A 13,237-nucleotide genomic window follows, 5' to 3' on the forward strand; every position below is an offset into this window, starting at 1 on the left:
GTGTGGACAAAGCCTTCCAGGGCTTCTTCCGTAGGGTCAAGGGGGGACAGAAGGCGGGATACCCCCGCTTCAAGGGGCAGGGGCGTTATGACTCTTTCACTTTTGCCCAAGCTGGAACTACGGGGGTCAAGATCCAGGAAGGTGGAAAGAGGGTGTTCATCTACGGTGTCGGTTCAGTCAAAATAAAACTTCACCGCCCATTGGAAGGCAGAGTCAAGACGGCTACGGTGAAGCGGGAAGGGGACGACTGGTATATCATCTTTGTCTGCGAGACCGAGCCCAAACCCCTACCTGAAAACCAGACGGCCATTGGGATCGACCTGGGCACCAACCCCCTCTTCCTTATCACCTCGGAAGGGGAGATGGTCCAGGCCCCCCGCTACTTCCAGAAGGCACAAGCCAAACTTGCCATTGTACAGCGCAACCTTTCCCGGAAGAAGCGGGGCAGCAACCGCTACAAAAAGGCCAGAAAACAGCTTGCCAAACTGCACCGCAAGGTCGCCAACCAGCGCAAAGACTTCCACCACCAACTCGCCAGGAGGCTCGTAAACCGCTATGGCACCATCGTCCATGAAGACCTGAACATCCGCGGACTGTCCCGTTCCTGCATTGCTAAGGGGGTGCAGGATGCGGGGTGGGCACAATTTCTCCAAATCCTCGCCTACAAAGCGGCGGAGGCTGGTAGGCGAGTTATCAGGGTAGACCCCAGACATACCAGCCAGGACTGCCCGGTGTGCGGGCACCGAGAGAAGAAGCCCCTGTGGGTCAGGGAGTTTCAGTGCTCGGGGTGTGGCGGCTACTTCCATAGGGATGTGGCGGCTGCACTGAACATCCTGGCAAAGGCTCGGACGGAGCCTGCGGGGATGGGTACGGCGTGGGCCGTCCCGTGAGAACCGCGAAGCCCCATTCTACAAGATAGCCTTACGGCTGACCAGAACGGGGAGTCGTCACCCCAAGACCAAGGTGGCCTTGCCCTGAAGGGGAGCTTCTTGGAGCCGGGAAAGGGCCTCGAGGTGGCGCAGGGCGTACATGGCAAAGGGATAGACCCGCTCCTGAGGCAAGCCCCGGGGAAGAAGGTGCCGCTTTAGGCGTTCCAAGTGGTGGAGGAGGACGGCATCCCGGGCCATGCGGGTGCGAAGGAGCTTCTTCAAAAGCCTTTCCCCTTCCCCCTTTAGGCGTGCCCCATACCGGCGGAAGGGCCTCTCCAAGGTGGGCTCCAAGGCCCTGGCCCTTTCGCCCAAGGCCTCCACCTCCTCCAAAAGGCGCAAAAGCTCCGCCTCCAACTCCCTAAACTCCTCCAGCACCCCCCTCACCGCATCTAAAAAGGCCTCCTCCCCCCTTTCCACAAAGGCCCAGGGGTCCAGCCGGTACTTCTTCAAGATGCGCCCAAGGGGAGGCTCCAACACCAGGGCCCTTAGGCGGAGGAAGAGGGCGGGCATAGGTACGCCATAGAGGGCGTAGACCCGGGAAAGCTCCGCCACATAGCGAAACTCGTTGGGCCCCACCACGAAGCCCGCTGTGGGCAACACCAAGTCCTGGAACACCGGCCTGAGCCCTGCGGCCGGGGTGAGGCGGCTGGGATCCGCCCAAAGAAGCTCCAAAAGCTCCTTCTTACCGTAGCGGCGTACCCCGTCGGTAAAAGTCCCGGCCTCGTAAAAGAGAAGCCTGCGCCCGTCGGTTTCTAGAAACAGGTTGGTGGCCCCTGGCTTACGCCGCAATGGCGGCTTCCCCCCTAGGGTGCGGATGTGCTCCGCCTCCTGGTTGATGGCCTGGGCGCTTGAGGTAGGGTCTTCCAGCTCCCTTTCCAAGGCTTCCCGAAAGAGGGGCGCGAGCTCCTCGGCCATGGGGTCAAAGGGGATGAGGCCCCGGGGGCCCAGGAAGGCCAAAAGGGTACGGGCAAAGAACTCCGAAAGGGTGGCTCCCTCCAGGGCGTAGGCCACCCGGGAATCCCGGGCCCAAGGCCCCAAAAACTCCACCAGGGCCTTCCGGTAAGGGGCCAGGGAAAGGCGCCCTGCGGGCAGGGACAGCAGGGGCAGGGAAAGGGTGCGCACCTCCTCCTCCACCAGGAGGTGGAGGTGGCGCACCTCCTCCACATCGTGGTCCTGGGAGGCTACCCAGAAAAGGGCAGCCGCTCCCACCTTCTTCGCCAGTCCCAAGGCGGTATGGGCCTTATAGAAGGTAAGGGCCGGCCCCCCAAGGAGCCCCGCTTGCTGGCCCGTGACCACGGCCCCCCTCCCCAGACCCTCAAGGGCCGCAAAGACCTCCGGCGGCGCCTGGAGGCGCTTTAGGTAGGCTTCCAGGGCTGGGAAAAGATGGGGATGGCCCCTCCGGCCCAAACGCTCCCTAAGCGCCTCCTCCCCTTGGGGCAAACCCAGGAGGTGGGCCAAGGCCTGGATCTCCATGCCTCCAAGCCTATAGGGGTTCGGCAAGGCGGGCAAGGGCCTGGGGTTCCCGGACCTCCACCCGGCGGTAACCCAGGTCCACCAGGCCCGAAAGGGCCCACTCCCCCAGGAGCTTGGTCACGGTCTCCCGGGTGGCTCCCACCATGCGGGCCAGGTCCTGGTGGGAAAGGGCCACCTCCCCCTTTGCGCCCAACCTTAGGAGAAGACGGGCCAGGCGCTGGCTCACGGAGAGGTGGTGCAGCTGCCAAAGCCGTTCCTCCGCCTCCTTCAGCCGGGCGTACAGGGCCTCCAGGAGGAAGCGCTCCACCTCGGGAAAACGCGCCCGCAAGGAGGTCAGGGCTTCCTGGGGGGCGAAGAGGAACTCGGCGTAGGTTAAGGCGGTGGCCCCCGACGTGCGCCTCCTCCCCCCCACCAAAGCCTCTTCCCCAAAAAGCTCCCCGGGCCCCACCACCCCCAATGTAGCCGGCTCCCCTTCCGCCGAGCGGGGCCCTTCCAGCCAGATAAGCCCTTCCCGCACCAGATACACCCCGTCCGCCCGGTCCCCTAAGGCGTAGAGGGGGGTGCCCCGCAAGGCCCTTTTGGGCTGGAAGATCCTGGCCGCCTCCCGCCGGGCCTCGAGGGAAAGCTCCTGGAACATGCCCCAAGTCTACAAAAAGAGGGGGGCCGGGGAAGAAGGGATTAGTCCCCGGGCCTCGGCCTCGGCGAAGAGCCTTTTCACCGCCCTTTCTCCCTCCTCCCCCACGTCTAGGCTAAACTCGTTCACATACGTCCGCACGTGGGCCCAGATGACCTCCTCGGAGAGCTCCTGGGCATGGGCCTTCAGGTAGGGAAGGGTTTCCTCAGGGTGGGCCCAGGCGTATTCCAGGCTCCGCCGCACCGCTTCGTCCAGGGAGCGTATCAGGTCCTCCCCCAGGTCCCGCCGGGCCAGGATGGCCCCCAGGGGAAGGGGCAGGCCCGTCCCCCCCTCCCACCATTCCCCCAGGTCTACCAGCTTCGCCAGCCCGTACTGGGGATAGGTGAAGCGGCTTTCGTGGATGATGAGCCCCGCCTCCACCTCCCCTTGGGCCACCAAGGGGAGAATCCGGTCATAGCGTACCTCCACCGGCTCAAACCCTTCCGCATACAGGGAAAGGAGCAAAAAGGCCGTGGTGTTCTGCCCAGGGATGGCCACCCTGGCCCCCCCTAGGCCCTTTAGGGGTTTTCGGGCCACCACCAAGGGGCCTACCCCTCTTCCCATGGCCCCCCCGCTCCTTAGGGCCACGTACCGCTCCCGCACCCGGCCGTAGGCGGCATAGGAGAGCTTGGTCAGGGGAAGCCTGCCCTCAAAGGCCCAGCGGTTTAGGGTTTCCACATCCTCCAAGACCGCCCTCACCGGCAAGGGGCTCTCCACGAGGCCATGGGTCAGGGCGTAGAAGATGAAGGTGTCGTTGGGGCAGGGGGAGTATCCCAGCTCTAAGGCGCCCATAGGCTTTACTGTACCCCCTTAAGGGCCTTTTTAAAGAGCTCGGGGGCAAAGGCGGCCAGGGCCCGCAAGAACCCCGTGGCTCCCCGGGCCCGCCCTGGGATCACATGGACCGGCACCCCCAGGCGCTCCGCCTCGAGGCGCACGGGCTCGGAGAAGTCGTGCCCCACGTAGCTGGACACGATCATAAGGCCATGGGCCTTTTCCAGGCGGTTTTGGATGCGCCTTAAGGCCTCTTTTCCTACCCCGGCCGTGTCGGCATCAAACCAATCCACCTTAAGGCCCCGGGCCTGGAGGAGGGGAACAAGACGGCTCCTTAGCTGGGTGTGCCCCCCCACCACCAAAAGGTGCTCCCCGTGGAACTGGGGGAGGACCTCCTGCAAAAGCTCCTCCTGGGTTTCCGGCAAGGCCTTCGGGTTTTCCCCCAAGGCCTTAAGGCCCTGGGCCACCGCCCTAAGCTCTTCCAGGTAGAGGGAAAGGCTTTCGTCGTGGGGCCTGAGGAATAGGAGGTTCCTCAGGACCTCCCGGGAAAGCTCCAGGTCCTTTTCCCGGTATAGGACCACCTCCAAGGCCTTTTGCCAGTACTCCGCCGCCTTTCCCCAGTTGCCCTGGGCCTCGTGGTGTTCCGCCAGGTCAAAGAGCACCTCCAGGGCCTGGGGGTGGGCCCTAAGCTCTTCCAAGAGCAGGGCCTCCACCTCCCCCGCCCGCCCTTCCCCATACAAAGCCGCCAGGTACTGCCCCCGCACCTCGCTGGCCTCGGGGCTTTCCCGAAAGGCGCGGGAAAGGCGGTAGCCCAGGGCCAAAAGCTCCAGGGGAGGCCTGGGGGTGCGGCCCAAGGCCTGATAGAGGAGGTTAAAGGCCGCCCAGGGCCCCTCCAGCCTCTCCAAAAGGGCCAGTAGCCCCATGAGGTCCGCCTCGGCCACCTCGCTTAGCCCCGCATCCCGGGCCCGGGAAAGGAGCTCCCGGGCCAGGACCTCCTCGCCCCCCTTGAGGGCCTCTTGGGCCAGGCTGAAGAGGTAGGGGGCGGGGTAGGCCCTTAAGGCATGGGCCCGCTTGTGGTCCCCCAGGACCTCCTTAAGGGGCCGCCTAAGGGCCCGCTTCACCCGGGCCAGGTGGTGGTAGGCCAGGCCCGCCACCTCCCCTTCCCCCCGCTCCGCCGCCCGCTCCAAAAGGCGCAGGGCCTCCAGGTAGCGTCCCTCCCGCTCGCGGAGCATGCCCAGAAGGAGGAGGGCCTCGGAGATCTCCGCCCGGGCCAAGGCCTCCGTGAGGTAGGGTTCCACGGACTTGAGGTCGTCCAGGGGCCGCACCTCGAGGGGCGAACGCACCCTTAGGGCCACCAGGGCCAGCCCCAAAAAGCCCTGGGCCTCGTCCAGGTCGGCAAGCCTCCGGGCGTACCGCTCCGCCCGGGCAAAAAGCCCCTGGATCAGGGCCGCCCTAAGGCCAAGCCGGAGCATCTCCCGGGTCAGGAGGCCTGGGGAAAGGTCCTCCACGAACTCCGCCCGGCGGCTTACCTCCGCCCACTCCCCCTCCCGGGCAAAGCGGCGCATGCGCTCGGTGATCCTTTCCAAGGCCTCCCGCACATACCCTTCCGCCTCGGGCAGGCCCGATTCCACAAACTGCCTCAAGGCGTCCGCATACCGGCCCAGGCTCAGGTAGACCCGGCCCAAGTAAATCCGGTACCGCCCCCCCCTGCTGGCCAGGGCCTCGAGGCGGGGCCTGGCCCTCTCGTACTCCCCGAGCTCCACCAGGACCATGGCCCTAAGGTCCTCCGCCTCCTCGGAAAGGGCCCGCCTTAAGGCCTCCTCCGCTTCGGCATAGCGGGAAAGGGCAAAAAGGGCTCGTCCCCTAAGGTAAGCGGCCTCCCCCTCCACCCCCTCGGGCAGCTGGGCCAGGACCTCCGCATACCGCCCCGCCTCCAAAAGCACCCGCACCTCGGCAAGATCCCCCACCTGGGCCAAAACGGGAACCCGCAAGGGGGCCTCCTCTTCCTCCTCCAGGGGCCAAGCCTCCTCGTCCACCGCGGCTTCTGCCAGCACCTCGGGCCTTCTCGCCAGCACCAGGAAGTACTCCCCCTCCCCCACCCGCTCCACCCCATAGAACCCCAGGTGCCTTAGCCCCTCCTCCACCCCTTCCGGGCTCTTGCCCAAAAAAGGGCCGTGGCCGTAGATGAGAAGCCCCCCGGGCCTCAAAAGCCTTACAAAGAGGGGAAGCCGTTCAAAGAAAGCGAAGCGCTTCCAGAAGGCAGGGGCCTCGAGGCGGCTCTCCAAGCCTTGGTCCACAAACCCTTCGGGGAAGACGGAAAGGAGGAGCAGGGTGTCAAAGGGGGGAAGCTCCGCCTCCTCCGCCCAGGCGGCATGCCAGGCCACCTCCGGCACCCGCTTCCTCCCCACTTCCACCACCTCTTCCACCCCGTCCAAGGCGACAAAGGAGAGTTCCGGGCGTTTCCCCTTTAGATACCCCACCAAGGCCCCGGTGAAGGCCCCCACCTCCAAGACCCGGCCCTCCAGCCTGGAGGGCACCTCCTTGGCATAGAACTCCAAAAAGGGAAGGTGCATGCCGTAGACCAGGGCCTCCCCCTTGGGCACCTTGAGGACCTCCCGGTAAAAACTTCGCACCGCCTCCCTTCCCCCTCCCGCCAGGTAGGTCCGCCAGGCCTTTAGGAGGGGCTCCCTTTTGGCGGGGCTTCCCACCCTTTTGGCCAGCTCGGCCTCAAAGCGCCCCGGGGAAACGGGCCCCAGGACACCAAACCGCTCCTTTAGGTACAGCCTTAGCTCATCGGGCATTTGCCGGAAGTTTACCAAAGGGAAGGGGGGTTGGTCCAGCCAAACCCCCCGCCCAGGCATAACCCCAGGCGGGGGAAGCTTTAGCCTAGACTAAGCAGGCACCCGGGCGGTAAAGAGCTCGGCGTAGCGCCTTTTGGCCCGCATGGGGGCCCGGTGCCACACGTAGGAGGCCAGAAGGGGAAAGGCCAAGGTGGCCTCGGCGAAGACCATCTGGGAAAGGGCGGCGTCCACCTTGCCCCAGCTTTGTGCCTCGGAAAGGGTGGAACCGGAAAGCCCCCCGTCCCGCTCATCGGCCACGGTGATCTGGATGGCGTACTTGTGCATCTCCACCTGGTGGCCCAGAACCTCCGCGGCCACCACGATGTCCTGGGCGAAGTTCTTGGGCACCCCACCCCCCAGCATCACCAAGCCGGTGGTGCCGGCTTTCAGCTTGATCTCCGTAAGCTCACGGAAGTCGGCCACGGAGTCAATGGTCACGTGGGCCTTGGGGTTTTTCACCTGGTGGTAGACCAGGCCGAAGCCGGCGGAGGAGTCGGAGAAGGCGGGGACGAAGATGGGCACCCCCTCCTCGTAGGCAGCCCGCACGATGCTCCCTTCCCCCAGGCCCCTTTCCACCAGGTAGCGGCCCATGTGCCAGATGAACTCCCGGCTGGAGTAGGGGCGGGGCTCCAAGGAATCCGCGATCTCGGCGATGGTGTAGTCGGTGTGGCGGAGCTCTTCCTCGTCAATGTAGGTGTCGTAGATGCGGTCAATCCAAAGGCGCCTTAGGGTTTCGTCGTCGGCCTTGGGGTCCCCCTGGTAATGGCGGTGGCCCAGGGCCTCAAAGAAGTCCTGGTCCACGATGTTGGCCCCGGTGGCCACGATGGCGTCCACCAGGCCCTTCCTTATGAGGTCGTGGATGATGAGGCCTTGCCCCGCAGATACCAGGCTCCCCGCCAGGGTAAGGATGACGGCGGCGTCATCCTCCAGCATGCGCAGGTAGATCTCCGCCGCCCGGTGGAGGTTTCTCGCCTGGAAGGCGGTCTTGCCCATGGCCTCGAGGATGGGCCCGGCGTCAAAGGCCTTGATGTCCATGGGGACCACGGGCGTAGAGAGGAGTTCCTTCTTCTCCATCATGCTCCTTTCTACGCGGGGTGGGCGTCGGGCGGCTCCCCCCTTGTTCGCGCCCCCTGCCTTTAGGGCAGGACTTCCAGTATACCACCCCCAGCGATGGGGGGGTAGACCTCTAAGGGGCCTTCCACCTCCTCCTCCAACCCCACCGCCTTCTCCCCCACCGCCAAAAGCCAAACCTCCTCCAGGGGAATGGAAAGCTTCTCCAGGGCCTCCTTGGGCGTCTTGGCCTCCACCTCCAGGACCTCCCCAAAGCGCCTTAAGTCCCCGTGAAGAATCACCTTCATCAATACCCCTCCAAAACCACATTCCTCAAAGGCTCCCCCCGCAAATACCGCCCCACCTGGTCCGCCAGAAACCGGGCCGCCCGGCGGTGGAACCCCTGGGAAAGCCCGGCCACGTGGGGGGTGATGAGGACCCCCGGGGCCTGCCAAAGGGGGTGGTCCGGTGGCAGAGGTTCGGGATCCGTAACGTCCAAGGCTGCGCGGATTTTCCCCTCCCTTAGAGCTTCCAAAAGGGCCTCCGTATCCACCACCGCCCCCCGTCCCGCATTTAGCAACAGGGCCCCCGGCTTCATCCGGGAAAGGAACCCCCGGTCCACCAGCCCCCGGGTTTCAGGGGTAAGGGGAAGGAGGACCACCACCGCATCCACCTGGGGCAGGAGGTAGGGGAGGTCCTGGGGGGTGTAAACCCCAGGGCGGGCGTGCTTGGCCACGGGAAGCACCTCCACCCCAAAGGGCCTAAGCCGCTCCTCCACCGCCTTGCCGATGGAACCATAGCCCAAGAGGAGGACCCGCTTGCCCTCGAGGTCCGGAAGCACCTTGGGGGCCCAGCGCCCCTCCCCTTGGGCCTGGAAAAAGGCGGGCAGGTCCTTGAGAAGGGCCAACAGGCTCATCCCCACCCATTCGGCCACGGGAGCGTCGTGGATGCCCGAACCATCGCAAAGCACCACCCCTTCCGGCACCAGGGGGAGGATCCAGTCCACCCCGGCGGAAAGGGTCTGGACCACCTTCACCTCCACCCTTTCCAGCACCTGCCGCACCACCTCTTCTTGGCCGAAGGGGGGCAGGAAGAAGTCCACCGCCTCGGGCCAGGGATCATCCAGGTGGTGCACCTCCACCCCCTCGGGCAAGAGGGCAAAGACCTCCTGCCTAAGCCTTGGACTCAAAATCTTCATGGCGGACCTCCATATAGACATCCTCCCTTCCCCTCGGCCCCGGGCCTAAGCCCACCTGGCGGAAGCCCGCCTTCTCAAAGGCCCGCCGGGCCCTAAGGTTATGGGCAAAGGTGCGAAGCTTCACCCGCTTGAGCCCCAAAGGGCCAAAGGCATAGGCCAAGGCCGCCCGCACCGCCTCGGTGCCGTAGCCCTGGCCCCAGCGGTCCTTCCGCCCGATGAGGATGCCCAAGGTGGCCTCCTCCGGGGTGAGGTCGTAAAGCTCGAGGGTGCCCAAGTACTCCCCCTTCTCGTCCAGAATGACAAAGGCTAGGCGGTCCTTTCGGCGCATCTCCGCCAGGACGAAGCGCTTGAAAAGCCAAAAGGGGGAGCGCAAGGGGCTGGAACCGTTCCACTCGGCCACCTCAGGGTCACGGAAGGTCTCGTAAAGCCCCTTCCACTCCTCCTCGGTGAGCCCTGCGCTGAAGGGCTTCAGGGTCACGCGGCCATACCGGGGCCAGTCCACACGAATAGCCTAGGGGTAAAGGCCGCGAAGGGCCCGGGCCTCGAGGACCCGGGTGGCGGCCACCACATAGGCGGCGGTGCGCAGGGGAATCCCCTTCTCCTGGCTCACCTGCCACACCGCCTCAAAGGCGTTGCGCAAGACCCTCTCCAGGCGGGCGTTGATCTCCTCCTCCGTCCAGAAGTAGGAGTTGAAGTCCTGCACCCACTCAAAGTAGCTCACCGTCACGCCCCCGGCGTTGGCGATCACGTCGGGCACCACCAAGACCCCCTTCTCTAGGAGGATGTCGTCGGCGGCAGGGGTGGTGGGCCCGTTGGCCCCCTCGGCGATGATCTTGGCCTGAATCCGCCAGGCATTTTGCTCGGTGATCTGCTTTTCTAAGGCCGCGGGGATCAGAAAATCCGTGGGTACCGCCCAAAACTCGGGATTGGGCAAGGGCTCCGCCTTGGGGTAGCCCCGCACCCCCCCGAACTCGGCCACATGGCGAAGGAGATCATAGGGGTCTATCCCCGCTTCGTTGTAGATGGTGCCCGTGTGGTCCTGGACGGCAATAACCCGGGCCCCGTGGTCGTGGAAGATGCGGGCCGCCGCATTCCCCACGTTGCCAAAGCCCTGGAGGGTCACCCGGCTCCCCTCAATGGCTAGGCCCATCTTCTCCGCCGCCGCCCTGGCGGTGACGAACACCCCCCGGCCCGTGGCATCCCGCCTCCCCAGGGAACCCCCGAGGGCGATGGGCTTCCCCGTCACCACCCCCGGCACGGTGCGGCCCACGTTCATGGAAAAGGTGTCCATCATCCAGGCCATCTCCCGCTCCCCGGTGTTCACGTCGGGGGCGGGGATGTCCCGGTCCGGACCCAGGAGGATGCCGATCTCCGAGGTGTAGCGGCGGGTCAGGCGCTCAAGCTCCTTAGGGGAAAGCTTTTTGGGGTCCACCCGCACCCCCCCCTTGCCGCCCCCATAGGGCAGGCCCACGGCGGCGTTTTTAATGGTCATCCAGGCCGCCAAGGCCATGACCTCGGAAAGGGTCACCTCGGGGTGGAAACGCACCCCGCCCTTGGCCGGCCCCCGGGCGGTGTTGTGGTGGACCCGGTAACCCTCAAAATGGGCCACGGTGCCGTCGTCCAGGTGGATGGGCACGTCCACGATCAGGACCCGCTTGGGCCTTTTGAGGCTTTCCGCCAAGGGGGCATAACGCCCCAGGTAGGGGACCACCCGGTCCACCTGCTCCACGAAGATCTCCCAAGGTCCGCCGTCTTTGCCCAGGTAGGAAAGGGGTTCGCTCTTCATAGGCACTCCTTTAGGGGTAAACACCCCGAAGCCTGGTGGCCTCGTTGACCCGCTCCAGGGCCAGGACCATGGCCCCGGTGCGCAGATCCGTGGAAAGGGCCTCCGCCCTTTGGCACACCTCAGCCACCGCCTTGGCCACGCTCTTGGCGAAGCTTTGCCGCACCTCCTCTTCACTCCAGAAGAACATGTTGAGGTCCTGAACCCACTCCAGATAGCTGGCCAGAAGCCCCCCGCCCCCCGTGAGGAGGTCTGGGACCACCAAAACCCCCTTACCCAAGAGGTAGGCCTCGGCCTCCGGAGTGAGGCCAAAGTTGGCGGCTTCCAAGACCACCGGGGCCCGTACTCCCTTGGCCAACTCTCCGTCCAAGGCCCCCTCGAGGGCCGCCAGGACCAGGTAATCCACCGGCAAGGTGAAAAGCTCTTCTGGGGCAAGGTCGTAGCGGGGAAGTTCCCCGGTGGCCTCGTAGTGGCGCAAGGCCTCGGCCACGGGGATACCCCCTTCCGCGTACATGGCTCCCCGGGCCGTGGAAACCGCCACCACCTTTAGGCCCATCCTCTCGGCATGAAGGGCCAAGCTTCCCCCCACCTGGCCAAACCCCTGGACCACCACCTTGGCTCCCTTAAGGGGAAGCCCCCGCCGCCGGGCAAGCTCGGCTAACACCAGGGCCACGCCAAGCCCCGCGGCATCGTCCCGGCCCTCGCTACCCCCCAGGGCATGGGGCTTGCCCGTCACCACCCCGGGCACCGTGGAACCCACGGTCATGGAGTAGGTGTCCATGATCCAGGCCATCGTCTGCTGGTCCGTACCCAGGTCGGGGCCCAGGATGTCTATGTCGGGGCCGATCAAGTTGACAAGCTCGGCGGTATAGCGGCGCACCAGGCGCTCAAGCTCCCTAGGGGAAAGAAGCCTGGGATCGGCGGCTATCCCCCCCGCCGCCCCGCCAAAGGGCAGGTCGTAAACGGCGGCCTTCAAGGTCATCCAGGCGGCCAGCCCCGCCGTCTGGCCCAGGGTAACCCGGGGGTGGATGCGGACCCCCCCCTTGGCCGGCCCCCGGGCGATGTCGTGCACCACCCGGTAGCCCTGGAAAACCCGCACCTTGCCGTCGTCCATGACCACGGGTAAGGAAACCGTCACCAGGCGCTTGGGGTGGGCCAGGTACTCCACCGTGGTGGGGTGGATGTCCACCACCTTTAGGGTTCTCTCTAGCCTCCCCAGGAAGGCCTCCCAAAGGCCGGGGTCTTCCGGAGGGCGATAGGCGGGAAGGCTCATACCATCACCGAGGGGATTATACCCCGCCCAAAAGGAAAACCCGGCCAACCTAGGGGTGAGAACGGGGAGGTAGGTCCTACCGCGCCACCCTCAGAAAAAGCGCTCCCCTTCCTTTAGGGCCAAACTCCGAAGGGCCTCCTTATAGGGAGAGGCGGGCAGGGGCGCAAGGGCCTCAGCCGCCATCAAGGCCCTTTCCCGAATGCGCCTTTCCACCTCCTGGGCTACCCCACTCTCCCGGGCCAGGGTGCGCAGCCGCTCCAAATCCCCCTCCTCCCTTCCCTTTCGCCTCAGGATCTCCCGCACCTCAGGGAAGCGCTCCATCAAGAGCAGGGTGATAAGGGTGGCCTTGCCCTCCCGCATATCCCCACCCACGGGCTTGCCCAAGGCCTCAGGGGTACCCATAAGGTCCAGGTAATCGTCCCGCATCTGGAAAGCCTGGCCGTAGAGGAGGCCGAAGCGGGCCAGGGCCTCCCGCACCTCCCCATCCACGCCCAAGAGGAGGGCCGGCCCCTCGGTGCAAAGCTCCATGAGGGCCGCCGTCTTGGCGGTGATGATCCGCTCGTAGTTCTCCAGGGAGTAGTCCTCCAAGGCGGCCACCTGGAACTGCAAGACCTCCCCCTCGCTCAGGGTCTTGGCCACCTGGGCGAAGCGCTCCACCAGCTCCATCCGCCCGGTCTTGGCGATCACGTGGAGAAGCCGGGAAAGCAGAAAATCCCCCGAAAGGACGGAAACCGCATTCCCGTACCGGCGAAAGGCCGCTTCCTTGCCCCGGCGGGTTTCCGCGTCGTCAATGAGGTCGTCGTGCAGGAGGGTGGCGGAGTGCAGTAGCTCCACCGCCAGGGCCAGCTCCATCTCAAAGGGGGCGCCCCCCAAGGCCCTCGAGGCCAAGAAAACCAAGCGGGGCCGGATGCGCTTGCCCCCCGCCGTCACCAGGTCCTGGTGGATGAGGCGCACGAAGAGGACGTCGGATTGCACCAGTTGGGACAGGGCCTCCTCAAAGCGAATAAGGGGGGCCTGGAGGTCAGGAAGGACCGTCACGCCCTTCAGTATAAGGGCGGTCAATAAACCTCTATGGGTGCAGGCAAACGGACTATCTTAGACTGACCATCCAGGGAAACGGTACGGTACTTTTCCACCAGCACAGGGGCCAAGGGGGTAGCGGATTCCTTAGAAACGTTGCGCGATACTGGGGGACAGGATACGGCCTGGACCGGGCACGGTTCCGAGATGGTGAAAGGAAAGTCCAC

The 13,237-nt window shown here is 65.3% G+C and carries 12 protein-coding genes; 1 reads left to right on the forward strand and 11 read right to left on the reverse strand.

Annotation, left to right across the window (positions count from 1 at the left end; genetic code table 11):
* On the forward strand, positions 1-890 hold an 890-nt coding region (locus L0D18_RS10940), incomplete at its 5' end, for an RNA-guided endonuclease InsQ/TnpB family protein (RefSeq protein WP_243029034.1).
* 57 nt (positions 891-947) lie between these two features.
* Here the strand turns inward: L0D18_RS10940 and bshC are convergent.
* From bshC to L0D18_RS10995, 11 genes are all read right to left on the reverse strand, one after another.
* Positions 948-2,402, reverse strand: coding sequence for a bacillithiol biosynthesis cysteine-adding enzyme BshC (gene bshC, locus L0D18_RS10945; protein ID WP_243029035.1), 1,455 nt, complete (start codon positions 2,400-2,402; stop codon positions 948-950).
* Positions 2,403-2,412: 10 nt separating this feature from the next.
* Positions 2,413-3,039, reverse strand: a complete 627-nt coding sequence (locus L0D18_RS10950; protein ID WP_243029037.1) for a Crp/Fnr family transcriptional regulator — start codon at positions 3,037-3,039, stop codon at positions 2,413-2,415.
* A 9-nt stretch (positions 3,040-3,048) separates the two neighbouring features.
* Positions 3,049-3,867 carry a menaquinone biosynthesis family protein gene (locus tag L0D18_RS10955; protein WP_243029039.1) on the reverse strand — a complete coding sequence of 273 codons (819 nt, stop codon included), beginning with the start codon at positions 3,865-3,867 and terminating at the stop codon, positions 3,049-3,051.
* A 5-nt stretch (positions 3,868-3,872) separates the two neighbouring features.
* Complete coding sequence (locus L0D18_RS10960) at positions 3,873-6,647, reverse strand: tetratricopeptide repeat protein (protein ID WP_243029041.1); 2,775 nt, start codon at positions 6,645-6,647, stop codon at positions 3,873-3,875.
* 90 nt (positions 6,648-6,737) lie between these two features.
* Complete coding sequence (locus L0D18_RS10965; RefSeq protein ID WP_243029085.1) at positions 6,738-7,760, reverse strand: 1,9-bis(guanidino)-5-aza-nonane synthase; 1,023 nt, start codon at positions 7,758-7,760, stop codon at positions 6,738-6,740.
* Positions 7,761-7,822: 62 nt separating this feature from the next.
* Positions 7,823-8,044, reverse strand: a complete 222-nt coding sequence (locus L0D18_RS10970) for a hypothetical protein (protein ID WP_243029042.1) — start codon at positions 8,042-8,044, stop codon at positions 7,823-7,825.
* The gene (locus tag L0D18_RS10975; protein WP_243029043.1) at positions 8,044-8,934 is read right to left on the reverse strand and encodes a 2-hydroxyacid dehydrogenase; all 891 of its coding nucleotides are present in this window, start codon (positions 8,932-8,934) and stop codon (positions 8,044-8,046) included. The genes L0D18_RS10970 and L0D18_RS10975 overlap by 1 nt, the downstream gene beginning before the upstream one ends.
* Positions 8,909-9,436, reverse strand: coding sequence for a GNAT family N-acetyltransferase (locus tag L0D18_RS10980; protein WP_243029044.1), 528 nt, complete (start codon positions 9,434-9,436; stop codon positions 8,909-8,911). The genes L0D18_RS10975 and L0D18_RS10980 overlap by 26 nt, the downstream gene beginning before the upstream one ends.
* Before the next feature lie 9 nt (positions 9,437-9,445).
* The gene (locus tag L0D18_RS10985) at positions 9,446-10,720 is read right to left on the reverse strand and encodes a Glu/Leu/Phe/Val family dehydrogenase (RefSeq protein WP_243029045.1); all 1,275 of its coding nucleotides are present in this window, start codon (positions 10,718-10,720) and stop codon (positions 9,446-9,448) included.
* 10 nt (positions 10,721-10,730) lie between these two features.
* Positions 10,731-11,990 carry a Glu/Leu/Phe/Val family dehydrogenase gene (locus L0D18_RS10990; protein WP_243029046.1) on the reverse strand — a complete coding sequence of 420 codons (1,260 nt, stop codon included), beginning with the start codon at positions 11,988-11,990 and terminating at the stop codon, positions 10,731-10,733.
* A 90-nt stretch (positions 11,991-12,080) separates the two neighbouring features.
* Positions 12,081-13,028, reverse strand: coding sequence for a polyprenyl synthetase family protein (locus tag L0D18_RS10995; protein ID WP_243029047.1), 948 nt, complete (start codon positions 13,026-13,028; stop codon positions 12,081-12,083).
* Positions 13,029-13,237 lie beyond the last annotated feature (209 nt).

The sequence above is a fragment of the Thermus albus genome (genome assembly GCF_022760855.1).
GTDB classification, from domain to species: Bacteria; Deinococcota; Deinococci; order Deinococcales; family Thermaceae; genus Thermus; species Thermus albus.